Source organism: Mesorhizobium sp. B2-6-1 (genome assembly GCF_006440475.1).
Lineage (GTDB): Bacteria > Pseudomonadota > Alphaproteobacteria > Rhizobiales > Rhizobiaceae > Mesorhizobium.
On sequence record NZ_VFUH01000029.1, the window covers coordinates 1 to 22,929 of the forward strand.

Here is a 22,929-nt window from a genome sequence, read left to right on the forward strand (position 1 = left end):
CAGACCTACCTACCAGCTCACAATGCCCGCTTCGCCAGGCCGGCCGCGGTCGAGGACAGCGCCTTTGTCGCCGCAGATCCGCAACAACTGGCCCAGATCCTGTGCAACGCCATCTGCCTCGACGCAACCATTCCGGCCTCGTCCATCACGAAAACGGTCTTGCCGTCGAGGAGGTCAGTACCCCTCCCCCACCGAAGCTCCCATGACGCCAATGTGCGCGCCGCGATTGCCGCTTCCTTTTCCAGGCCTTCGGCCGCCTTGCCGGCGAGCGCCCCACCAACGACGCGAAAACCTTCGCGTTCCCAAGCCTCCCGTGCCGCTTTCAGCGCGCTGGTTTTTGCGGGCTGGACTTGGAACGTCGCGCCTTGTCGGGGGTTGCCCTTCAGCGCGCGCGGATCGACAAATTTCAGTTCCATGGAAATGCTCCTTACGGGGTTGCCGGACACAGCCCGTCGCTGCGTCCTTTCTCGTCTTCTTCTCGAAGACACCCCCCGGCCCGCGGAGCGAGCGGGCCGGTGCAACTGCGGCCGAGCATCCCTGCCCGGCAGGACAAGCGGGGCTAACAGCCCTGCGAAGGACGACGTGGCCGGGATCGCGAGCGGCGCGGTTGAGCGCAAGCGTCAGCGGTCCGCTCGATCTGCGAGCAGGTTTTCCCCTCCCCTTCCTTCTCAGCCTTCTTCCCAAATTTGGATTGAACCCCGCTATTCTGACGCTATATTGCGTCATAATTATTGACATACAGGAATGGAGGTAAGCGTCATGGGACTTGCCCAATATGCTGACGGCGGACTTTTTTCACCGCGCAAAATCGCAGACGCCTTGCGTACTACCAGCGAGGAGATCGCCCGAACCGCCGGTCTCGGAAAGGATGCCATCCAGCGCAAGGACCGCATTGGCTCGGACAAGACGCAGCGACGGCTGCGCGAGATGTCGGAGATCGTCAACAAGGTCGAGCCCCGCTTCGGCTCGGCGCTGATGGCCTATGCCTGGTATCGCTCCGAGCCCCTGCCCGGCTTTTCCGGCCTGACCGCGATGCAACTGGTCCGTGATGGGCGCGCCGATGACGTGCTCGACTATATCGACGCGGTCGACGCCGGCGTTCACGCCTGATCCGGTCGATGCATTTCAAGGGGGAACTCTATCGGGCGCTGAATCCGATCTATGCACGCGAGCGGATGTCTGGCCGTGGCGCGGAGCTTTACGGTGGCCGTTTCAACCGGAAAGGAACGCAAGCGCTCTATATGTCCTTGTCGGTCATGACGGCGTTGCGCGAAGCCAATCGGGCCGGCAGTTTGCAGCCGACGACACTCGTGTCTTATGATGCGGATATCGAGGCGGTTTTTGACAGCCGCGACCATGAGCGCCTGCGTGCGGAGGGGATGGATGCGGCGGGGCTCGCCGGTACGACTTGGCGCGATCAGATGAAAGCAACCGGAGAGGCGAAGACGCAAGCCTTCGCACGAAGACTTGTCGCGGCTGGCTATCATGGATTGCTCGTCAGAAGCTTCGCCCCCGGAGCGACGGAGGACGGCCTTAATCTCGTCCTCTGGACATGGAGCGATGTGGCGCCCTGCCGTCTCACCCTGATCGACGATGAAAACCGCCTGTCGCGATAGCGGCGATCGAGGACAGCCGGTTATGGTTAACAAGAAGAAAGGCCGGCCACGCCGCGAGGCGTGACCGGCCAGCACATTCGATCAGGCGGCAATTGCGTCGGTCGCCCCGGCACCTTCAATATCCGTCGCCAGTGCCGCCTCCACCTCAGCAAGCTGCCGCCGCTTGTCGGCCAATTCACCCGCGAAGGCGAACTCGGCACTATCATCCCGGGACTGGTACGACGCAAGCCGGCGGCGGGCGTCGGCGAGGCGCTGGCGATAGCGCTCGCGCTCTCCTTCGAAATCGTCGAGCGCGTGCTTGAGGCGCGAAATCGCTCCGAGCGGCGTGACCGTCATGGCAAGCTCGATTTCGGAATCGGCACCGGTGCGCATCAGCGTGGTGCTATAGAGGCCGTTGACCTCGTCGTCATTGCCGGGGCGTGTACGCGGCGAAGCCTCACTTGCGCCCTGTCGGGCGCAAGTGGCAGGCAACGATCCCCTCTTAGTGAGCCGGGCGGTACTCGTAAGGATCGTATTCGTGGACCACCGTGCCCTTGTCACCGTCATATTCGCTCGACACCATGACGCCGAACTCGCCATCGACTTGGAAGAGCGTGACCGGGACCATCAAGGTCTGCGCGAGATTGAAGGCATGGTGCTGAGCAAGGGTGAAATTGTGCGACATCGTTTGGCTCCCGTCTTTGGGCGGGGTCCATCCCCGCTCGACAGGCGCCCGACGTGTTCAGGGCATGGCCGCGGTCACCTTGAAGGCGCAGCCGCAGAGGTCGCACGCTTGCGTAGCGAACCCCTTGCGGGTTGATTGTGGAAGGCCAGGACCTGAACCAGGAAAGCCGGACATGAGAGCGGGATTGCACCTCCTCAATGGCGGCCGCCCTGTCCCCCGTCTCACACTCCTTCACGTGCTCGCCCGAGAGCCGTTCATACCGAGCCCGTTCGCCTTCAGTTCCCCGCGTTCTCGAGAGGCCTACAACATCGCTGCTACAATCCGGTTCCAAGGCATCCTGAAATAAGCGCTAGAGTCCAACGCTTCATAGCTGCCACAGCCAGGATTTCCGCTTGCCGTTTGACAAGGCCCACCCGCCGAGCAGCATCAGCGCACCCCAAATCAAACAACCCGCGGTCCCAATAGACCCACTGGGACCGCGGGACGGTTTCGTTGACATGGTGTGTGCCGAGAAGCTGGTGATCGTCCACTCCCTCGACCAGGTTGAATATGCCAAAGCCCATGAGCATCGTTGCAAGTAGCAACTTTCCTGACCACCCGAGATGAGGTTGGCGCGCCGCACGCCATAGCACAATGAGACCTAATGCGACGAACACGTATGTGCCGGCGTGGAACCAGCCATCGAGGGACGTGTTGAACCGAAGGTTCTCAAGATTGCGGCGGGATAGCCGGCTGGTCGCCATATGATGCCACTGGAGCAACTGATGCAGAACGATTCCCTCGAAGAACCAGCCTGAGCCCGAGCAGGATTCCGGCCGAGGTCGGGAACCTGTGAGGCTCTTCGTCGCTGTTCCTTTTTCTCCTAAGGGGACCCAACGTCGAGCCCGCCAATGTACATCACCGTTTTTGCGCTACCGGCGCGTCATCATCGCTTTTTGAGAACCGCTTCAGCTGGCAGACCGAGACGGTGACCGCCACCGACCTTGTGGTATGCGACTGGACAGAACGCTATGATGTCAGGAGCAACTTCGCATGACCGACCAACAACTGATTATAGGAGCATTGGGAGTCTCGTCCAGTTTTGACGTCGCGCTTGAAACGCGCCGACGCATCGATTTTCTCGGCACCTATCTGCGTGCCTCGAATCTCAACACCTACGTTCTGGGCGTAAGCGGTGGCGTAGATTCGCTTGCTGCCGCTCTTCTTGCGCAACGGGCCGTGGAGGAACTGCGAACGGCAGGATATGAGGCCAGATTCCTGGCCGTTCGGCTTCCATACGGCTTACAGGCCGACGAGAGCGACGCGCAGCGGGCACTGGATACAATACAAGCAGACGAAGTGCGCCGGGTCGACATCAAGCCCGCCGCCGACGCGATGCTGGATTCGATCAAGCTTGCGGGCACCGACCTCGGCGATGCCGGCGGAGAGGACTTTTTGCTTGGCAACATCAAGGCTCGTGAGCGGATGATTGCCCAGTTTGCGCTTGCCGGCGCCACCCGAGGGCTGGTCATCGGTACCGATCATGCGGCCGAAGCACTGATGGGTTTCTTCACCAAGTTCGGCGACGGTGCTGCCGACATCCTTCCTCTTTCCGGGTTGAACAAGCGTAGGGTTCGCGCCTTGGCGGCGCATCTGGGCGCTCCGCCTCAATTAGTTGCCAAGATTCCGACTGCCGACCTGGAGAACCTAATTCCGCTTCGCCCGGACGAAGATGCCTATGGCGTAACTTACGATCAAATCGACGATTTCCTTGAAGGTCGGGAGATCGACGAAGCAGCGCGCACGCGCATATTTCAAGCGCACGCCGGCACCGCACACAAGCGCGCGCTTCCAGTGGCGCCCGTCGCCTCGTCCGGTCCATCACGACAGTAGCCGGACTCTCGGGATGGATGCTCACTATTGCTGCGACCGCCGCCAGATCTTCCACGTCCGATCCGACAGCGTCAGGTGCCGAATCCCGCCCTCGGGCTCACTTGGATTCAGCGAATAAGTTGAGCCGTCCTATCGCGCGCAATGCATCGGCCGTCGGCCCCGAGGGCGACTCTCGATCGAAACGAGCACTGCGTAGGGACGGTTGTCCGTCGCGGTGATGGCGCCTTTCCGGGCGCGCTGGGTTAAGCGACGTTTGAAAAAATCTGCTGATCCAGGTCGCACGTGGCCAGCCCATAGCGCCACCTGTGATTCGTTGCCTCGCGCCGGCTCTGATAGAACAGCGTCAGTTGCCGGCCCTCTATCATCACAGTCGAGTGCCCGTTCTCTCCCGGCTCGCCCGGATCCAGCACTGGGCCGACGGACACGTAAGGTCCTTCGACGCGATCGGCAATTGCGAAGAATACACGCTGGCGGCTGCCGCGCGGCCCCTCGGGCAGGAAGCAGGTTGCATTGAGCAGCACGCGTCCATCCGGCAACTCGACCAGTTGAGCGCCTTCGATGCCCCATTCATAGTCGGGATGCTCGCGTGCGTTGTGATGCGGAACGTCCAGGTGGTCCAGGATCTTGCCAGCGCGCTTCCATGGTCCGAACCAGGAGTCGGACTGGCTGCGTGCGAGATAGACGTCGGGTTGCGGGACCCTGCTGAATTTCGGCATTCCCGAGTAGACGATGTAGCGCTTGCCGCCGATGACCGCCGGATGGGGATCGTAGATGCCATCTTCATCGGTGTCCGGCAGGGATAATATCGCCGACGTCAAAACAACCCAGTGGAAACCATCATTAGACACCGCATGCTCGCACCGCCCACCCGACTTCATGAATTCGGTCTGGATGAACATGTGGAAAACCCCGCCTTCGTGGATGACACCGGGCGCCGCCACACCCGAGCCGGTGATCGGCAAGGCGATCGGTTCATGCTCGGTCCAGGGGCCACGCGGATCCGGCGCTGTGGCGTGCAGTATCTTCCATTCCTCGCTCGTGACGGTGCCGCTCGATCCGAACATGTGCCAGAGCGTTCCGTCGAATACGGGACAAGGATCTTTCAGGTCGTCCACCTGCTGCGGGTGAAACAACGGAAAGACGTGCGTTTCAAAATTGATCTGCATGTCCATAAACCTCGACAGCCTCTCTCAGCTTCCGACACCCAGGTCCAAACAAACTGATTCGAGGCGCTCTTATTCTAGCAGCGTCGGCTAACACGTGTCGATTTTCCCACAGGCCTTCAACAGCTCGAGGAGTGACAAAGCGCCACGTTAGGGCGCCGTGGTCCCAATTCCAGCGGATCTCGTGCCGCATTCGGACCGCCCGCGAAGCAGTCGAGCGGCCCTACCTCTGATCGTTGAGGCCGATGATCGGCCACGCAAATCAATTAATACCGCGGGAACAACTTACTAAATCGAAAGTTAGATGGAACTGAAAGCATCAGGCAGGAGTGTCGAAAATTAACCTAGGTTAATTCTTCGAGACTTGACTCGTATTAAAAGGGAAAATATATGGAAATCGCGCCGGCAAAAACAAAAAAAATCACGTCTATTGCGTACAATGCAGTAGTTATCTGCTTTTCACATCTCCGATGGAATTTTGTATTTCAAAGGCCACAGCACCTCCTGACCCTCGCCGCCCGGCAGCAACAGGTAATTTACTTCGAAGAACCAGCCTTCGAAGATGTCCGCGGTCCCTTCATGCGCGTGAACGACGTAGCTCCGGCAATCAGGGTTGTCACGCCGGTCGTCCCGCTTGGAACATCCGCGACAAAGGTGGACGCCATCCAGCGAAGCTTCGTCAATGAACTCGTCGCACCCGTTCCTCATGACCGGCTGATTGCGTGGTATTACACGCCAATGGCGCTGCGCTTCAGCAGTCATCTGCGCTGCAATGTGTGTGTCTACGATTGCATGGATGAGTTGTCCGCCTTCCGCGACGCGCCCGCGGAACTGGCACAGCTGGAAAGAGCGCTGTTCCGCCGTGCCGATCTGGTCTTCACGGGCGGGCAAAGCCTCTATGAGGCAAAGCGCAGTCAGCATCGTTCGATCTTTGCGTTTCCAAGCAGCATCGACGCTGCTCATTTCAACATGGCGAGAGAGGGGGGCGAGGAACCATCCGACCAGGCAGCCATTCCCCATCCAAGGGTTGGCTATTTCGGCGTGATCGACGAACGGCTCGACATCGCCCTTGTTGGCCAGACGGCTGCCGCGATGCCCGACATCCAGTTCGTCATGCTTGGGCCGGTGGTCAAGATCGATCCGGCGACCCTGCCACGGGCAGACAATTTGCATTGGCTCGGGCCCAAGAACTATGCCGACCTGCCGAGCTATCTTCGTCATTGGGCAGTCGGTTGGATGCCGTTCGCGCTCAACGAGGCAACGCGATACATCAGCCCAACCAAGACACCCGAGTTTCTTGCGGCCGGACTGCCCGTGATCTCCACCGCGATCGTTGATGTCGTTCGCACCTACGGTGCGGCTGGTCTCGTCGAGATCGTCGACGCCGACGACATTGCGACCAAGCTTCGCTGCATGCTTGCCCGCCCCAGAGACCTGCAGGTGAGGGCAGTTGATGCCTATCTCGCCGACAAGTCGTGGGAACGCACTTGGGATGCCATGACCTCACACATCCACGGTGTCCAGGCGATGAAAACTGTCGTTCCGCTGCGCAGGAGAGCCTGACGATGTTCGACTGGCTGATCGTCGGAGCCGGCTTTGCCGGCAGCGTGCTTGCCGAGCGCATTGCATCGCAACGCCGCGAAAGTGTCCTGCTCATAGACCGCAGAAATCATGTCGGCGGCAACGCCTATGACTGCTACGACGAAGCGGGACTCCTGATCCATCGCTATGGTCCCCACATCTTCCACACCAACGCGCAATCCATCGTCGACTATCTGTCGCAGTTCACGGCGTGGCGGCCCTACGAACATCGCGTCCTCTCTTCGGTAGACGGCAAACTGCTGCCCATCCCGATCAATCTCGACACGATCAATCGTCTCTACGGACTTGATCTCACCTCCGAACAACTGGAAGAATTTTTCGCTTCGCGACGAGAAACGGTGGAGGAGGTCCGAACCGCCGAAGACGTGGTGGTCAGCACCGTGGGCAGGGAACTCTACGAAAAATTCTTTCGCGGCTATACTCGCAAACAATGGGGCGTGGATCCGTCCCAACTGAGTAAATCCGTAACGGCACGGGTGCCGACCCGCACCACCCGCGACGACCGCTATTTTGGCGATACGTTCCAGAACATGCCCGCCGGCGGCTATACGCGGATGTTCGAGCGGATGCTGGACAGGCCTGAAATCAAGGTGATGCTGCAGACCGACTATGGCGAGATACGCGACAAGATCGGCTTTCGGCAGCTGATCTATACTGGGCCGATTGATGAATATTTTGATTGGAGGCTCGGCCGTCTGCCTTACCGTTCCTTGCGGTTCGACCATGTGACAGTGGATTGCGAACAATTCCAGCCAGTGGCGGTGGTGAACTATCCGCAGACGGAAAACTACACCCGCGTCACGGAGTATAAGCATCTGACAGGCCAACGGCATCCGAAAACCAGCCTCACCTACGAATACCCGACCGATATAGGCGATCCCTATTATCCTGTTCCGAGAGCCGAAAACGAGGAGCTGTACAAACGCTACGAGGCAATGGCGGACGCCTGCCCAAACGTCTGGTTCGTTGGACGGCTAGCGACCTACCGTTATTACAACATGGATCAAGTGGTGGGTCAGGCCTTGGCCACATTCGCGAGGATACAGAAGACCCTGCCGGCCTCGGCTTCGTTGGAGGCGCCGACATTTGCTGTGCTCGCGCCGTAACCATTTGCCGGACGAAGCCGAACGCGATGCCGTTCTACCCGACAGGCCCATGCTGCACGCGTGATGGCCGGGCTTACGCGAACAGAAGGCGCTGGCGCGCCAGCTCGTCCGCAACTGGCTGCCGGATGCTGCGCGAACCATCCGCGTGCACGGTAGAAAACAAGCCGACTTCGGCGTGGCGGGAATTGTCCCAACCCGGATAGGCTGTCACGGGATAAATGCAAATGCCTTGGATGGGGACGCCCAGCTTCATCGCGGCGCGGACCTCATCGCAGACATAATGCAGCCATGCTGGCCCGGCGGATCCTTCGGACCCGGTTTCAGCAATGAACATCGGCTTGCGGAACCTGTGAGCGACCTCGAGCAACATCTCGGACAGCGCCTGATATTCATGGTGGCCCATGGGAATGGTCGGACCGTTTAGATACCATTGGTTGTGAGGATAAAAGTTCAGGCCAATCACGTCGACAAGATCTTGGCTGCCGCCCAGTTCAGGCTCGACCTGTCCCATCAGCATCTCATACGCCTCGAACTGACCTCGCCGGGCGTTCTGCGCGCGTTGCCGTTCCGCTCGGCTGCCGTCGCGAGGCGCGATATGGATCAGCGGCTCAGCCCAGACGAATCGACAGTCGGGGTCGGCCTGTCGCATTGCACGGATGCCCGCGACCGCTGCCTTAACGAGATGCCGTTTGAACCATCCGCGCTTCTTTGGGCCGACACGCGGGAAGTAGCCGACTTCGACGGCCCAGGCAAAGAACGAGATTTCGTTGATTGGACAAAGCAGCGGAGAGGTGCCCGTGAAGGAGCGATGGAACCGCACGGCCTCCGCGGCAAAAGCGGCGTAGGCGTCGATGAATTCCTGCGATCCCTGATCGATGTGATCGGGCGACCCGTAATGAAAAACATCCCAGATCACCTGCACGCCAACGGCACGAGCCGCTTCGATCATGGCCGCCCAACTCGACCAGTCATAGATGCCCGGCGCCGTTTCGATCAGGTGCCAGCGCAACCCGTCTCGGATCGTTCGAAGCCCGAGCTCGGCACAGCTCCGGTAGTCCGCCAAGGCATGGATGTTGTGCGAGGTAGCGCGAACAAGATCGAGCCGGACACCGTCGCTCCGCCTGTGGGAGGAACATTCAAAGCCGGCCATGAAGAAGCTTTCGAAGGTTCGGCCGACCGCTCGGTGTTGACCATCGTCTACCACATCCTGGACCGGGCCGGATCGTTCGGTGGGGGCCGGCCTGGCCATCATGCTCTCTCGCGGGTCTGGCGATTTGCCCGTAGCTCGTTACAGTTCACGGTGCTACGCGATTCGTCGACAGGATCGGCTTCAGGATGCCGACTGGCGCGAGCCTCTGCTTGGCTTCTGTCCTGCTCGTCCATGCCGCGCTTGGCTGTGTGCGGCCAGGCTAGCCTACCCGAGTGTGCCGGCTCCTTGATTGTCATTGATGCATTTCTCCGCTGGCGATCGGCGCCGGAGCTAAACCGCGAGCACAATGCTTTGTTCCGGCTGCGCCCGTTACGAACCCCATGCGGATGATTGTTCCCCGGCGCGTCGCAAACCCCACGGCGGGTCACCGCCTGCACGAGAATGGAACCGGCGACCGTCCCGGTAGTTGGGATGATTATCGGTCGGAGGTTTGTCCATGCTTTCCCCATCGAGGAACTCGCGCGTTCCGTCAGGGAGCGGCGCGCGATCCTGTTCGTTGGGGCTGGCGTGTCAATGAGTGTCGGCCTGCCCTCCTGGCGTAAGCTCATCGATCATCTGGTCGAGGACCTGGGCATCGATGACGGCATCATCGCGCCGTCGGACGTCAGCTACCAGACCCTGGCGGAGTTCTACCGGTTGAAGCGGGGCACCATCGGACCGCTGCGAAGCTGGATGGATCGGAACTGGAGTGTCTCGCATGAGAAAGTGAGACGTTCGGAGATCCACCGCCTGATCGTGGCACTGGACTTCCCGATCATCTACACGACCAACTACGATCGCAACCTCGAGGTCGCCTTCGAAGTCCATAGCCGCGACTACGTGAAGGTGGCAAACGCAAAAGACATCGCCAAAGCCAGCAACGGGGTCACCCAGATCGTCAAATACCACGGCGACTTCGACGACGACTCCTCCCTCATTCTGGCCGAGACCGACTATTTCGACCGGCTGTCCTTCGATTCACCGCTGGATGTGAAATTCCGCGCGGATGCATTGGGGCGGACGATCCTTTTCATCGGCTACAGCATGTCGGATATGAACATTCGCCTGCTTTTGCACCGCCTGTGGCAGACCTGGAGGCTGTCCGGCTATGAGACCGACCGCCCCAGATCGTTCGTATTCATGCCTAGCCCGAGCGTCGTCCAGGAGGCGGTGCTGGGTCGATGGGGCATCGAAATGTTGAGCGAAGAGGCGGCTCAGCCTGAACAAGCGTTAGCAGCGTTTCTTTCCAAGCTGCTTGACGCCATGAGGGGTCCATGAGGGGGGACGAACCGGGCACCAGGGCCGCCTTGAGGGCGGGGTGAAGGCGATCACCCCGCGGGTCGCTTCATCTTGGTCTTGCGCCAAACAACCGCGCCCTGCCGAAGCGGATTGCACACGTTTCGCGCACGCGCGTCCAACTCGACATGGTCAGGATAAATACTGTCGAACAGAAGGAACATCTGGTTCTGCGGTCGGTTGGGCGAGATCAACGGAGATAATATGAGATGTTTTACACCGACAAGAAATTGCAATTCCCTGTGCGCGTGGAAACGCCCAGCCCGATCTTTGCTCGTGCTTTGCAGCAGGCGATCGGTGGCGTCGAAGGCGAGATACGAGTTGCGCTGCAGTACTTCTTCCAGGCCTGGGGCGCGCGCGGCCCAAGCAAGTATCGGGACCTGCTGCTGAACACCGCCACTGAGGAACTCGCCCACATCGAGATGCTCGCGACGGCCGTGGCGTTGAATCTGGAAGGGGCGCCGCTGTCTTTGCAAGAAGACATTTCAGCCGATACGATCGGCGGCTCCGTGTTGAACGGCATGAACTTCCGCCACATCCTTTCCACCGGACTCGCGGCATTGCCGGAAAATTCAAACGGCGTGCCCTTCAATGCTTCACACGTCTACGCCAGCGGCAATCTCGCCGCCGACATGATCGCCAATGTCACGGCGGAAAGCAGTGGCAGAGTGCTTGCCACACGCCTCTACAATATGACCGACGATCCCGGCATGAAGGAGATGCTGTCGTTCCTGATCGCCCGCGACACGATGCACCAGCAGCAATGGTTAGCAGCCATCGAGGACATGGGCGGGCTCGCGGCTTCACTGCCGGTTCCCAATTCCTTCCCCCAGGAACAGGAACTTCGCGACGTCAGCTATGCTTTCGTCAACTGTTTCGTCGACGGCGTGCCGCCGCCCGAGGGCCGTTGGTCGAGCGGCAAATCCATTGACGGCAACGGAGAGTTCACGACGGTCGCGGGCGAGCCGATGGGTGAGGAACCCATGCTTGGCTCCCCCCGCGTGGACAGCGGAGCACAGAGCGAACAGATCGGTTCTACCCGGGGCTCCAGTCGCGCCAGGGGGTCAGACGGTAACGGCGCTCGCGGCTAGTGTCATTCTCCAGCTTAGGCTGATGGCAACGCTTTCTCCCTCCAATCGTCGGAAAGCACCTATGGCGTCGCGCCTTCTGTTCAGGGTGAGAAGCCGTGTTGGTTCCCGAACTCACCACCTGGCCAAAGGACCTGCTGCCCATCAGTGGCCAGCGAAGCTCTTGTCACCGTCAATCGAACAAAACGATGAGGGGACGCGTGATCATGAGCCAGAAGATGGCGAGCACGGCGGCGAAGGCAGGAAAACCGAAGACAAACCACAACCGAAACAGCTTGTTGTACCGCTCCGGCGGCGGGTCGCCAGATGTGGCGGCGCGCGTCGCCAGATTGCGCATCTCCATCTGCATCCAAACGACCGGCAGCCAGAACAGGCCGGTCACGACATAGAGCACAATCGACAGCACGATCCATCCTTCCCTCAATGAATAGCCAGCCTGCCAGGCGAGGGCCACGCCGGTGATCGGCTGCGCGACGACGGCAGTCGCGGTAAAGAGGAAATCAGCGACAACCACGATGTGGGCAACTGCCGCGATTGTTGCGGCATTGCCGGTCCGGTGAGCGAGAAGCATGAAGAAGGCAATCCCCGCCCCTGTCCCAAGCAGCACGGCTGCGCCGATGACGTGCAGATATTTGACCACGAAATAAAGCATCAGCGCTCGTCCAAGATCGCCAGCGCAACGAAGTGCAAGGCGAGGATCGGCAGGATTTTCATCAGCGGGCCGAGTGGCTCGTTCCAGAGATCCGGGCGCAGGATGGTGCCGGCGATGGCGTAGGACAGCGAGATCGCGATCGCACCCCAAAGACCCGGGCGGCTTGTCGGCCGGAACGCGATCAGAGCGCCGACAGCCGCGTCGGCGATTGCACCGGCCACGACCGCGGCCTCGGCGTGGGGCGCCACCGCAGTGCCGATCAGCAGTTCGACGCCATTACGCCAGCCTGTCGTGAGCGAGATGATGCCGGTCATGATCCAGAAGAATGGCAGCACAACGAAGATCGCGGGCTTGATGAGATAGAGCCCGGCAAACCATCGCTCCTGGACCGTTGCCGGATCGGCCGCAAGTGCTGATGCGAGGCTTGCCGGGTGAATGCCTGTCGTCACAATCCAGGGCTGCGGATCACCGACAGCGCCTCGCGTGATTTCTTTTTTGCGCATTGCTGCGGATCGGCGGTCGCCAGCCGAGCCATCCAGCCAGATCGCCCAGACGATAGAGGCCTCTCGCCACCCAGCCGGGCAAGGTGAATATGGCTGCCTTCTTCCATCCAAACCACTGGCGGTAACGACTGACGAGCTCTGTCATGGTGAGCGCCTCCGGCCCCGCAAGCTCCAGCGTCAAGCGAGAAGGACTCGTGGGCAGGAGGAAGAAAAGAACGGTGGAGACAATGTCATCGAGCTGAACGACTTGCAGGCGACCGGTATTGGGCATGGCCGGCAACAATGGCAGCGCGGCTAGCCCACGCAACAATGCGCTTGCGCCAAAGACGCCGCGCCGCGCCACCGAGGGACGCAGGATCACCCAGCCGACATCGAGCGCCATCAATACCTTGTCGCCGGCCAGCTTGCTGGCGGAGAAGGCGGACAGCTGATCGCGGTCGACACCGATCGCCGAGAAATGGATGACCGTCTTGATGCCGGCCCGTTCGCAGGTCCTGAAGAGAGCGGAAGCGGCGATGGCATGGACCTCCTGAACCTTTTCCCGCGCGTTGTCCTGCAGAACGCCGGCGCAGTTGACGACGGCATCGACGCCTGAAAGAGGCGAACTCCAGTCCTCCGGTCGGACCGCCTCCGTCATGTCCAAAATGACGTCCGAACTTTTCGAAGAGCCGGCAGGTCGGGAGCGGCGGAGCACGCGCCGTACTTCGTGTCCCTCCGCCTCCAGGCGCGCGCATAGTGAGGCGCCTATCAAACCTGTAGCGCCGGTGACGAGGATCTTCATCCCGTGAGCCCGGCCTGCGGCGTCGCTCGAGCCGCCGGCGGCCTGTTTGCCGGCAGCACGCCTTGTTCGTCGAATCCCCATCTGTGGCAGGACCAGTACCATATCCGGTCGACCGGGTTCCAACCGTCGATGCAGCCGGCACTCGAACCGTCTGCCGCCTCGCTGATAGCGAGTTGCTCGCCATCATGGTTGATCACCCGGCCGTCGCCTGGGTCGATCTCATCGATCTCAACAGCTTTGGTGCGACGTTCGAACAGGAGCTGTCTTTTGCTCGACGCCGGTTCCGCGGACATAGGCGCGGCCGATGCTTGGTCAAGCGGCATGGGTTGCCGGACATCCATGACGGACCTCCTCGGCGTGATCCAGTGCGGATATCTAGGCCGCCTTTTGCATCGCTCTCTCGTTCACACCGGCCTCCCCGAGTTGCGTCAGTGCTTCATCGGTCGCCTTCTCCTCCTTGAGCGACTGTTCAAGCAGCGGAACGGCCTTTTTCAGCCCAAGCAAACCGGCCCAGGTGATCAGCGTTCCATATCGGGCGATCGATCTCATAATGCTCGACGGCTTGCGCGGCGGCCACGAGCCCGGCATCCAGGGCTGGAGCCTGTTGAAAGTCCTCCAGGATCTCCTGCCCTTCTTCTATGATGCCGTCGATTGCCGGGCAGGTCTTTCCCTGTGCCCGCTTGCCGAAGATCTCGAACACCTGCTGCAGGCGCTCGATCTGGCCTTCCGTCTCACCTCGATGCTTCTCAAAGGCAGCAATCACCTTTTCGGATTCAGCTCCCTTCGCCATCTTCTTCAAGGCGGAAGGATTTTGCGCTCGGCGTAGTAGATATCCTTCAAGCCGTCGTGGAAGAGATCCTCAAGTCCCTTTGTCTGCGAAGCTTTCTTGGTTGCCATCCTCATCTCCTGCTTGAAAGCGCGCCGGGCGGCACCCCGTTCAAACGAGGCGGCTCCTTGTTTGTTCCGCCGTTTTTCCCCAGCAGACGCCGGCACCCCGTCGGTTGCGAATAAGCGGCATCGACGGCAGTGCCTGAATGCGCACACAATAGGTGTTGTCTCGCCAATGCCGCATTGAGGCTCTTACGGCGCCAATGGGGGGCACCAGGATGCCGGGGAAGCGACGAATATCCCCGCGAGGGCTGCGCCACGCGCCATCCTGTACGACTGAACGACTGAACGACTGAACGACTGAACGACTGAACGACTGAACGAGGGCGGACCTGTTCACTCGTTTTGCGCAAGATAGCTGTGCATATCGGTTGCGGCGATCGCCGCGTGTCCGAAGGCGACCGCGACCTGGTTGATTTCGTCAACCACATCGCCTGCGGCGTAGAGGCCCGCAATTGCGGTTCGCTGGCGCGAATCCACGACAAGATTGCCGATTTCGTCACATTCCGCGCCGAGGTTGGTGGCCAGCTTCGATCGCATCGTGCAGCCCAATGCGGGATAGATGGTATCGAAAGACAGCGTGTTTCCGGCAACGAGCCTGATGGTCGCCTGATGGCCGGCAGAGCGGATCGAGCCCGGGAGGCACGCGTGCACCTTGATTCCAGCCTTTTTGAGCAAGGCGTCGGCGGCGGGGTCGAATCGAGTTGTCGTCTCGACCAACATGGTGACGTCACTTGTGTAGCTTCGCATAAACAACGCCATCTTCATTGCGTGATCTGCCGGGCCCATCACCGCAACCCGTCCGTCGATGACCTCGTAGGCGTCACAGATCGGACACAGCCGCAACGTGCCGGCCTTGATCATATCGGCGGCGTCGGGCGTGTCTGGAAGCGTATCGACAATACCGGTGGCCATGAGCACCGCGCGAGCCCGAATGGGAACCGATGCCGTGGCGATGAAATCGGTCCCACCCCGCTTAATGTCGTGGATCGTATCGTCCACGAGATCGACTCCGCTCAGCAGTGCCTGCTGCCGCAGACGATCAAGCAGCTCAACACCGGCAATACCGTCAGGAAACCCGGGACAGTTGTGGGTTACCGGTATCCACTTTGCGCGGCTTTGGCCGGCATCCACAAGGACGATCCGGCGCCGAAAACGCCCCAGGTAGGTCGCGGCGGTCAGGCCGGCCGGTCCGCCGCCGATGACCAGGCAGTCGTATGATTCGCCAGGACGGATTTCATCGTCTGAAACCACAAGAGAACTCCCGACATGAGCGCGTCATTCCTGGCTGCCACCGCTGAGCGCCTCGTAAACCTCAGAACGCAACCAAACGAAGATCATCGCTCAGTCCTTGAGGCAGCGGGATCCAGCACGTCCGCGACCGCGTCCTTCTTCGCGCGAGGAAGGAGCGTCATCAGAAGAATGAATGCCGAGAGAACGAGACAGGCGGCGTTTGTGATGATGATCGGCCACTCGCCTTTCATGGACCCGAAGATGAGCCAGAGGGCGAACCCTGCTGCCGTAATCGCATACATAGGCGCGGAGATACTGCCCGTGTCTCGCGTCTTTATGATCTTCCAGGCTTGCGGCGTAAAGCTCACCATCGAACATAGTGCCGCGAGATAGCCGACCAGTGTCTCAGTTTCCATGCAATCAAACCGTCGGCGCGCGGTTTTGTTCACGACGGGTGTCTCTAAGTTCAATTTGACCGCTGCCCTGGCACCCTGCAGATGGCTTAGGGCTTGGCCGTGGAGGACTGATCCGATTCGGGAAGTCGATCTCGAACCGCCTTTTCGGTAGTTTTTGCGGTGGCCTTGACGACCTCACCGACCTTACCGGCTAACGTGTCGGCGGTGCCGCTCGAGCCCTGCCGGTCCGCCTCGCTCTTGACTGTCTCGTAAGCTTCGGCAGCGATCTCTTTCGCTTGCTCCACGCCGTCCTCTAAAGCACTGTTGGCGCTGCCAAGTAGTTTGTCGCGGTAGCCGCCGAGTTGCTCGTCTTCCATGGTTGTGCGAGGCAGAAGCACGCCTATAGCCGTACCCGCCGCCAGGCCGAGGACGGCAAGTGCCAGTGGTTCGCGCTCAAATAGTTCCTGCGCGGTTCGACTCGCCTGCACAGCCATATCACTCGCACTGGAGCCAAGCTGCCCCACGGTGTTTACAACCTTATCCTTGGTCTCGCCAGCCGCAGTTGCGGCCGCTTCGCTTGCATTGCTCGCAATCGAGCCAGCGGTCGCGCCGGCATCCGAGAGCATCTCTGCGACCGCCGATGGTCCACCATTGGGGATCTCTTGTCCGGAACTCGGCCCTTCCGCAGCCCCCGTCACATCGCTGACCCCGAACGTCCCCCCATCCGTGTCGGCCTGATTGTTGACAGCCTGGGTTGCAGGAGAGCCACCCGCCGAAGCACCGCTGCCAAGCATCAGCCAAGCCAGGCCGGTCCCAACCAGCATCAGGGCCAAAGGGTTGTCGCTGACTTGGGTCTGGAATCTGCTGAGGGCGGCGGTCCCTGCGCCGCCAGAAAACAACCCGGTGAATTCGTCGATCAACTGACCGGGTGTCATTTTGCTGCGGATGGATTCGGCGGTATCGACGACCGCTGCGCGGGCAATCTCGGCTTCGCGTTCGAGTTCGGCTGCCGATTTCTCGCTCATCTCATTTGTCCTTTGATCACACGCGCATCGCTGTTGAGTTGTTCTTGTGTGCGGTCAGGAGCCAATCCGGAAGGCGCAATGCCGGCCATTCCCGTGCGAAGGAGAATCACCCCCAGGATCGCCACGACGACACCGACGAGCAGCGAGGCCCACCCGGCCCCCAGACCCGCCTTAGCCAAAGCGATCACGAGCGCTTGGAGCAGTACCACCAGCGATGCCAGCAAGCACACGGCACCGCCTACGACTTCGACCACGCCGTGCCCGGCTTTGCTGACGTTTTCGGATATTTCGGCCCGCAGAAGCCTTGTTTCGGTCTGTAGCAGGGTCGTCACTTGCTGTGTAAGGTCGCTCACAAGGCTCGCGAGACTGCGGCCGTCCTGATCGTTGTTCATCGGTCATGCTCCGTGCTCGGCCAAGAAAGTGGCTGCATTCGTTATGACGTGAGGTCGTCCCGTGGAGAGCTGCCTGTGGTCTTCGGGCGCGTTACAGTCTTTGGGGCGCCACTGCTTTTCAGCCGACCGTCCGCTTCGCTCGAATCAGCGGGTTGCGAGCTTTTGATGAAGCGTCCCAGAGCCAAACCGGCGAAAACCGACCCGGCGATAAGCACTCCAGAGTTTTCGCGCCCGAAGGACCTGACCTCGCCTAAGACTTGTTCGACTGGTTTGTCCCGCAAAGAGGACGAGAGGCGCTCCAGCCCGCCAGCGGCAGTAAGCACGAACTTCGAAACGGTGGCTTGATCGCTGTTGGCCAGATGCTCACTTGCTGCCCGCAACGCGCCCCCAAAAGCGGCTAAGCTCGCGCTCATGTCGCGCTGCGTTTCCTGCGCCTTCCCTGACAAAGCCTCCTGCGCTTCCGACGCGTACTCGCCAGCTTTGCTGACGACTTCGTCACTGGCGTCGTGAATCAACCGGGTGGCATTTTGGGTTTCTTCCTGGAGCCGGTCGGAGAGCTCGCTCTTTGCCGTATCGAAATCGGATGCTGGACGTCCTGGATCGCCTTCGCGTTGCATAATGGCTCCTAGTGAAAACCGAGGAAGGAGAGAATTGCCAGCACGACGACAACGAGACCTATGAGATAAATGACGCTGTTCACGGCCTGATTTCTCCATTTTCGTCGAAAGCAAACACGCTGAACCGCGCGATGTTCCATCAGCCAAAACTTTTTTAGCTCCCTTAGATTTAAAGACCCCCTGCGTGGGTTGATCGTGCGAGTTGAACGCGAGCACGTCGCCATGTTTGGAGCCCAAGGGTTACTCGTCACCGGTGCTCTTTTGGCTATCCAGTCTGTGGAAACGGCTGGCAAGACTAACGCCTCCCCCGGCTGTCATTCGACCTTCCGCGGGCTCAATCTCGAGGAGCCCTAGGCCGAGCTAAGCCCGTAGCCTCGTTCGAAGGTCAGGCGATCAGGCGCCGGAACAACCTTGTGGCGTCTCAGTTCGGATGGCGAAAACGGTGAGCCTTTTGGGTGCGACGTCCCAGCGGCGATTCGCCAGTCGCCGCAACCTACGCAAGGAGCACGGCAGCTTGTCTTTCCGGTTTCAATTCTCACTGAAACGATCATCACGCGTCTGGGTCGGCGGCCTGGTTGCGGCGGTGGCCTTGCTAGCGTTGAACAATCGAGCAGCGACCAAGCAAGCGCTTTCCGTCCGCGCGAAAGGAAGGACCATAGAGGTCGACGGTGTCCGCCTTCGATATGTCGAGGCTGGAAGCGGCAGGGACCTGGTTCTCCTGCATGGGAACGGTTCCGCCGCTGAGGACTTCCAAACCAGCGGTCTAGTCGACAAAGCAGCCAAGCGTTATCGCGTTATTGTATTCGACCGCCCCGGGTTTGGCGGAAGTACTCGGCCGCGCGGTCGCCTATGGACCGCCGCGGCCCAGGCAGATCTGCTCCAGAGCGCCACGCAGAGGATCGGGGCAGACAATCCCATCGTTCTTGGGGGGCATCGATCGCCCTCCAGTGGGCGGCCCGGTATCCGGACGAGATTGGTGGCGCGGTTCTCCTCTCCGGCTATCATTTCCCCTCCGCAAGGTTCGATGCCATGCTTGCCGCCCTGCCGGCACTGCCAATCGTGGGAACCATCATTTGCCACACCATCCTGCCGCCTGTCGTCAGGCTGATCTGGCCCGTTTTGATGCGCCGCCTGTTTGGGCCGCAACCTGTCCCGCCAGAGTTTTCAAATGCTTTGCGAGATCTGGTCAGCGCACCGTCGCACTTGCGAACGACTGCCGCGGAATCTGGTCTGCTGATCCCCGTTGCCGCGTTGGCTCCCAAGACCGCAGGGAGGACAAACGCGCCGATAGGTATCATGGCCGGGGACGCGGACAGCCTGCTCGACACCAACTATCATTCCCAACATTTGCACGCGGTCCTACCGGGCTCGATGATGCGCATCGTCGCGGGTGCCGGTCACATGGTTCATCATGCTGCGCCGCACCTTGTGCTCGAGATGGTGGACAGCATCGCGGCAGCCGGATCGCTCTCACCTGAAGAAGCTGCTTACTATGCTCCTGCACCGCGCGAATGACTCGGGCGGTAGCCCCGAGCCCGGGCGGCCAATCGATCTTTTCTGATCCAGGCACAGAGTCGTTTTGTCATAATTCGAAGAAAGCTTTTCGGGTCTTTGAATATAGTCTCTTCCGAGATCATCTCGTCATGGGTCCGCAACTCGGTAAGCAGCATTCCCTTGCCATAGGGCTGTATCACGACTTCGCGCCCGCGTTGGTACAGCACCACGCAGGACCGCGCCGCCACACCCTTGGCCATCGCTTCGCGCAGCACGGAGAAGGCCTCGGTGGAAGCACCGTCGGCAGGGATCAGGTAATAAGGCTTTTCCAGGTAGCGCGTGTCGATATCCTTGATGGCGACAAACTCGTCGACCTCAAGCGTGTGCTCAGACGTCATCTTTAGCTTTTTGATCTCGTCCGGTTCGACCTTGATGAAATCGCCCGCGTCTGCCTCGTAGCCTTTGACTTGGTTTTCGCTATCGACGACATCGCCCGTCTCTTCGTCAACATAGGCAGCCTTGACAGGCAATCCATCTTTCCGATTCAAAATCTTGAAGTGGATTTTCGATGCCTCGCTGGTTGCACCCACAAGCTTCACTCCGCACGACACGGACCCGACTTTTAAAATCCCTTTCCAAACTGCTCGTGGGGCTGCCATGCAGTCCTCCTGTCGGGCCGATCCTCGGCACAAACGTCAGCCAGATCGTTATGTTCCGCCCGCCTGACTTGGATTGCCGCCGGCGACTGTGCCTGGGTTGAGTGGGCCTGATCCAACGACACATGCTCCAAGGAAATGAGGCGCTCATGCCACCGCGGACTGAACGTCAGGCCAACGCACGATTTGGACCAGAAACTCGATTGCGATCGTACGCGATAAAAAAATCCTGCCTCACAACAAAATCCAGCTTGGAACCTTCTGAAATCGCCAAGGTTCGGACAGAAAGGCCCCGAACGGATACACGAACATGGCACGCTTCTTTTTTGATCTTACTGAAAATGGAAACGTTACTGAAGACAACGAGGGGAGCGAACTTCCCGATACGGAGACCGCTACAGATGAAGCTGTAAAGGCTTTGACCGAAATAGCGAGAGAGACACTCCCCCATGACGGCAATGAGTGCGAACTCGCTTTCATCATACGCGACGAGGAGCGACCAATAGCAGAGGCAGTTATACGGTTCGAACTTCGCCCGCTTTAAAGCGCTCCCCGGGCTGAAATCCATCGATCTGGCGACGCTCTCGGCAGGCGATCCTTGTCTGGTCGGAGAGTGTCCTGAAGCGCTCCATGTCGTTTCGGATTGCACAACTGCATCAGCCTCCACTACCATCAGAACCTCCCGTTTCGCTAGCGACTCCTCATCCGCGTATCCTATCGCGGCCTTCGACCGGCAAGTCGCCAGGCCCATTTGCGGCGTTGACCGTCTCGCTTACCGAACACCTCTGATAGGTATGTCTCATTGGGTGAGCCATTCGTGATGAAGGTCCGTCAGCGCTCCTGAGGCTGCATGGATCGAAACGCCAACCGACCAGTTAAGTGGGTCAGGTGGAGACACGGAGAGAGCTATGCGCCCAAACACCTCAGGCAATGACATGGGATCCGCCACCCCAACCACACCACCCGCGGACGGCCTCGCTCCTGCCTTGGCCCGCAACATCGAAGCAATCGTTCAACGACGGAAGCGCGATGCGAACGCTGCCACTGCGGAGCAACGCGCCGCGGGAGCAATTAGCCAGTTCGCAGGCAGCATGATGTTCGTCTATATCCATCTTGTTTTCTTTGGGGGCTGGATCGTCCTCAATATCAAGCCCGTCGGCTTTGTTCAGCCTTGGGACCCATCCTTGGTTATCCTGGCGATGATTGCATCCGTGGAGGCGATCTTTTTGTCCACCTTCGTGCTCATCAACCAGAACCGGATGGCCGCTGAGGACGATGCGAGAGCAGACCTCGATCTTCAGGTCAGCCTGCTCAACGAACACGAGACGACCAAGCTCATCAAGATGGTCGAGGAGATTGCCAAGCGCATGAATGTTGCCACGGAAGCGGACGATGAATTGAAGGAACTGAAGCGCGACGTGGCACCTGAAGCTGTTCTCGACAAGATTATGGAGGCAGAGGAGTAGAGGAGGTGTCGCCAGTATCTCACCGATAGGCGAAACCGTGTCGATGAACGCTCGTTTGCTGTCAGCAGGGCTGGCGGGTACAAAGTAGCCGCAGACAAAGACGATCCCTTCGCACACTTGCCCCCTCCGACATGGCTCCCTGCGTCGCAGCCGCTATACCTGGCACGACATGTGTCTCGTCGGATCCATTCGGTATCCCACACTGCACCTTTATCAGCGGCCTCCCTTCGCCGCTGCCATTGCCGGCAGAAGCTGGCATTGGTCGAATTCGATCTGGCTTACATCAGCGGCCAGATCGTCGACCATCAGAAGACTGTGCAACTCCTTGAATGGGAGATCGGCTCCGGCCGGGATCCGGATGTCCAGCATTTCGCCTCCGATATCCTGCCGGCCGTACTGGAGCACCTGCGAATGGCGCGGGACGTCCGCAGCAAGCTGGTGAACCCGGCATTGGCCGATGCCTCGGGCCAGAGCAAGAAGTGACCGTCGCGTCGGCGGTCAATCCGCGCGTCGACAGCCTCTGGCCGAGCCTGCCATAGCCCGGGCGGAACCATCCTCTCCACTCGCGGTTTGGGCAGGCAACCCAAGGGAGACCTTCATGACACAATCGCGCGATTGGTTGATACAATGGCTGAGGGACGCTCACGCTATGGAGGAGCAGGCGGAGACGATGCTCTCCGGGCAACTGTCACGCCTCGAGAGCTATCCGGAGCTCGGCGACCGCATCCGTCAGCATCTCGACGAGACGCGACAGCAGGCCTCACGGCTGAGAACCTGCCTTGACCGGATCGGAGAGGGATCTTCCGCGATGAAAGACGCAGGTGGCAAGCTCACCGCCATGGCCCAGTCGATCAGCGGCGTGTTCGCCGGCGACGAGGTGATGAAGGGGTCGCTCGCCAGCTATACTTTCGAGCATATGGAGATTGCCTCCTACATGATGCTCATCGCCGCGGCCCACGCCGAAGGGGAGGCCGAGGTGGCGCGTGTCTGTGAGCAGAATCTGCGCGAAGAGGAAGCGATGGCGGATTGGCTCAAGAGCCACCTCGCCGAGACGACGCAGATGTTCCTGTCTCGCGCCGCGGCCGACAGCGATGCCGCGAAACGGTGACGCCCAAATGGCGCGGGCGGACTTTTTTTCTGACGATCGGGTCCGCGGGCGGCTCTTGCGCCGGCCGCTGGGTCTTAGGTCGCAGCTAAGAGCCCGCTTCTCCTCCCACAAGAGCGGACTCTT

The 22,929-nt window shown here is 60.1% G+C and carries 22 protein-coding genes and 6 pseudogenes; 11 read left to right on the forward strand and 17 right to left on the reverse strand.

Annotation, left to right across the window (positions count from 1 at the left end; translation table 11 throughout):
- Positions 1 to 107 precede the first annotated feature (107 nt).
- A pseudogene (locus tag FJ443_RS30590) lies at positions 108 to 338 on the reverse strand (AAA family ATPase); the annotation flags it as partial.
- 421 nt (positions 339 to 759) lie between these two features.
- On the opposite strand from FJ443_RS30590, the gene FJ443_RS30595 reads away from it, so the two are divergent.
- On the forward strand, positions 760 to 1,110 hold the full coding sequence (locus FJ443_RS30595; RefSeq protein ID WP_140525833.1) for an antitoxin Xre/MbcA/ParS toxin-binding domain-containing protein: 351 nt from the start codon (positions 760 to 762) through the stop codon (positions 1,108 to 1,110).
- 8 nt (positions 1,111 to 1,118) lie between these two features.
- Entirely contained in the window at positions 1,119 to 1,616 is a 498-nt protein-coding gene (locus tag FJ443_RS30600; protein ID WP_140525832.1) for an RES family NAD+ phosphorylase, read from the forward strand.
- 81 nt (positions 1,617 to 1,697) lie between these two features.
- On the opposite strand, the pseudogene FJ443_RS30605 reads toward FJ443_RS30600, so the two are convergent.
- The 3 genes and pseudogenes from FJ443_RS30605 to FJ443_RS30615 all read right to left on the reverse strand — a co-directional run.
- A pseudogene (locus FJ443_RS30605) lies at positions 1,698 to 2,003 on the reverse strand (hypothetical protein); the annotation flags it as partial.
- A 94-nt stretch (positions 2,004 to 2,097) separates the two neighbouring features.
- The gene (locus FJ443_RS30610) at positions 2,098 to 2,280 is read right to left on the reverse strand and encodes a hypothetical protein (protein ID WP_140525831.1); all 183 of its coding nucleotides are present in this window, start codon (positions 2,278 to 2,280) and stop codon (positions 2,098 to 2,100) included.
- Between the two features lie 364 nt (positions 2,281 to 2,644).
- Positions 2,645 to 3,156 (reverse strand): annotated as a pseudogene (locus FJ443_RS30615) (DUF2243 domain-containing protein).
- A 156-nt stretch (positions 3,157 to 3,312) separates the two neighbouring features.
- Here FJ443_RS30615 and nadE point away from each other — a divergent pair.
- Positions 3,313 to 4,152: an ammonia-dependent NAD(+) synthetase gene (gene nadE, locus FJ443_RS30620; protein WP_140525830.1), complete on the forward strand. Its 840-nt coding sequence runs from the start codon at positions 3,313 to 3,315 to the stop codon at positions 4,150 to 4,152.
- A 242-nt stretch (positions 4,153 to 4,394) separates the two neighbouring features.
- On the opposite strand, the gene FJ443_RS30625 is transcribed toward nadE, so the two are convergent.
- The gene (locus FJ443_RS30625; protein ID WP_140501395.1) at positions 4,395 to 5,318 is read right to left on the reverse strand and encodes a hypothetical protein; all 924 of its coding nucleotides are present in this window, start codon (positions 5,316 to 5,318) and stop codon (positions 4,395 to 4,397) included.
- A gap of 387 nt (positions 5,319 to 5,705) precedes the next feature.
- On the opposite strand from FJ443_RS30625, the gene FJ443_RS30630 reads away from it, so the two are divergent.
- Both FJ443_RS30630 and glf read left to right on the forward strand, forming a co-directional pair.
- Positions 5,706 to 6,878, forward strand: coding sequence for a glycosyltransferase (locus FJ443_RS30630; RefSeq protein WP_140525829.1), 1,173 nt, complete (start codon positions 5,706 to 5,708; stop codon positions 6,876 to 6,878).
- 2 nt (positions 6,879 to 6,880) lie between these two features.
- Complete coding sequence (gene glf, locus FJ443_RS30635; RefSeq protein WP_140501399.1) at positions 6,881 to 8,023, forward strand: UDP-galactopyranose mutase; 1,143 nt, start codon at positions 6,881 to 6,883, stop codon at positions 8,021 to 8,023.
- A gap of 73 nt (positions 8,024 to 8,096) precedes the next feature.
- Here the strand turns inward: glf and FJ443_RS30640 are convergent, their stop codons facing one another.
- The gene (locus FJ443_RS30640; protein ID WP_224684575.1) at positions 8,097 to 9,275 is read right to left on the reverse strand and encodes a beta-glucosidase; all 1,179 of its coding nucleotides are present in this window, start codon (positions 9,273 to 9,275) and stop codon (positions 8,097 to 8,099) included.
- Between the two features lie 369 nt (positions 9,276 to 9,644).
- On the opposite strand from FJ443_RS30640, the gene FJ443_RS30645 reads away from it, so the two are divergent.
- Together FJ443_RS30645 and FJ443_RS30650 are read left to right on the forward strand one after the other, a co-directional pair.
- Positions 9,645 to 10,490: an SIR2 family protein gene (locus FJ443_RS30645; protein ID WP_140525835.1), complete on the forward strand. Its 846-nt coding sequence runs from the start codon at positions 9,645 to 9,647 to the stop codon at positions 10,488 to 10,490.
- Between the two features lie 227 nt (positions 10,491 to 10,717).
- On the forward strand, positions 10,718 to 11,599 hold the full coding sequence (locus FJ443_RS30650) for a manganese catalase family protein (protein ID WP_140525828.1): 882 nt from the start codon (positions 10,718 to 10,720) through the stop codon (positions 11,597 to 11,599).
- Positions 11,600 to 11,768: 169 nt separating this feature from the next.
- On the opposite strand, the gene FJ443_RS30655 is transcribed toward FJ443_RS30650, so the two are convergent.
- From FJ443_RS30655 to FJ443_RS30695, 9 genes and pseudogenes are all read right to left on the reverse strand, one after another.
- Entirely contained in the window at positions 11,769 to 12,248 is a 480-nt protein-coding gene (locus tag FJ443_RS30655; protein WP_140501403.1) for a DUF2269 family protein, read from the reverse strand.
- Positions 12,248 to 13,532 (reverse strand): annotated as a pseudogene (locus tag FJ443_RS30660) (SDR family oxidoreductase). Before FJ443_RS30660 ends, FJ443_RS30655 begins: the two are co-directional and overlap by 1 nt.
- Positions 13,529 to 13,825, reverse strand: a complete 297-nt coding sequence (locus tag FJ443_RS30665; protein WP_140525827.1) for a hypothetical protein — start codon at positions 13,823 to 13,825, stop codon at positions 13,529 to 13,531. Before FJ443_RS30665 ends, FJ443_RS30660 begins: the two are co-directional and overlap by 4 nt.
- A gap of 82 nt (positions 13,826 to 13,907) precedes the next feature.
- Positions 13,908 to 14,429, reverse strand: a pseudogene (locus FJ443_RS30670) (ferritin-like domain-containing protein).
- A 327-nt stretch (positions 14,430 to 14,756) separates the two neighbouring features.
- The gene (locus FJ443_RS30675; RefSeq protein WP_140525826.1) at positions 14,757 to 15,674 is read right to left on the reverse strand and encodes an NAD(P)/FAD-dependent oxidoreductase; all 918 of its coding nucleotides are present in this window, start codon (positions 15,672 to 15,674) and stop codon (positions 14,757 to 14,759) included.
- Between the two features lie 83 nt (positions 15,675 to 15,757).
- Positions 15,758 to 16,102 (reverse strand): SemiSWEET transporter, encoded by a 345-nt coding sequence (locus tag FJ443_RS30680; RefSeq protein ID WP_224656178.1) that lies wholly within the window; start codon positions 16,100 to 16,102, stop codon positions 15,758 to 15,760.
- A 53-nt stretch (positions 16,103 to 16,155) separates the two neighbouring features.
- Positions 16,156 to 17,073, reverse strand: a complete 918-nt coding sequence (locus FJ443_RS30685) for a hypothetical protein (protein ID WP_140525825.1) — start codon at positions 17,071 to 17,073, stop codon at positions 16,156 to 16,158.
- Positions 17,070 to 17,465 carry a phage holin family protein gene (locus FJ443_RS30690; protein WP_140525824.1) on the reverse strand — a complete coding sequence of 132 codons (396 nt, stop codon included), beginning with the start codon at positions 17,463 to 17,465 and terminating at the stop codon, positions 17,070 to 17,072. The genes FJ443_RS30685 and FJ443_RS30690 overlap by 4 nt, the downstream gene beginning before the upstream one ends.
- Before the next feature lie 41 nt (positions 17,466 to 17,506).
- Positions 17,507 to 18,082, reverse strand: coding sequence for a hypothetical protein (locus FJ443_RS30695; protein ID WP_140525823.1), 576 nt, complete (start codon positions 18,080 to 18,082; stop codon positions 17,507 to 17,509).
- A 430-nt stretch (positions 18,083 to 18,512) separates the two neighbouring features.
- Between FJ443_RS30695 and FJ443_RS31910 the strand changes: the two are divergent.
- A pseudogene (locus FJ443_RS31910) lies at positions 18,513 to 19,597 on the forward strand (alpha/beta fold hydrolase).
- On the opposite strand, the gene FJ443_RS30715 reads toward FJ443_RS31910, so the two are convergent.
- Both FJ443_RS30715 and FJ443_RS30720 read right to left on the reverse strand, forming a co-directional pair.
- Positions 19,573 to 20,235, reverse strand: a complete 663-nt coding sequence (locus tag FJ443_RS30715; protein ID WP_140525819.1) for a Ku protein — start codon at positions 20,233 to 20,235, stop codon at positions 19,573 to 19,575. The pseudogene FJ443_RS31910 and the gene FJ443_RS30715 overlap by 25 nt on opposite strands.
- Positions 20,236 to 20,401: 166 nt before the next feature.
- Complete coding sequence (locus FJ443_RS30720; RefSeq protein ID WP_140625659.1) at positions 20,402 to 20,905, reverse strand: hypothetical protein; 504 nt, start codon at positions 20,903 to 20,905, stop codon at positions 20,402 to 20,404.
- A 235-nt stretch (positions 20,906 to 21,140) separates the two neighbouring features.
- On the opposite strand from FJ443_RS30720, the gene FJ443_RS30725 reads away from it, so the two are divergent.
- The 3 genes from FJ443_RS30725 (at position 21,141) to FJ443_RS30735 (ending at position 22,806) form a co-directional block, all read left to right on the forward strand.
- On the forward strand, positions 21,141 to 21,698 hold the full coding sequence (locus FJ443_RS30725; protein WP_140499474.1) for a DUF1003 domain-containing protein: 558 nt from the start codon (positions 21,141 to 21,143) through the stop codon (positions 21,696 to 21,698).
- A gap of 258 nt (positions 21,699 to 21,956) precedes the next feature.
- Complete coding sequence (locus tag FJ443_RS31915) at positions 21,957 to 22,181, forward strand: DUF4142 domain-containing protein (RefSeq protein ID WP_246673114.1); 225 nt, start codon at positions 21,957 to 21,959, stop codon at positions 22,179 to 22,181.
- Between the two features lie 115 nt (positions 22,182 to 22,296).
- Positions 22,297 to 22,806 carry a DUF892 family protein gene (locus FJ443_RS30735; RefSeq protein ID WP_140525817.1) on the forward strand — a complete coding sequence of 170 codons (510 nt, stop codon included), beginning with the start codon at positions 22,297 to 22,299 and terminating at the stop codon, positions 22,804 to 22,806.
- Positions 22,807 to 22,929: the final 123 nt, after the last annotated feature.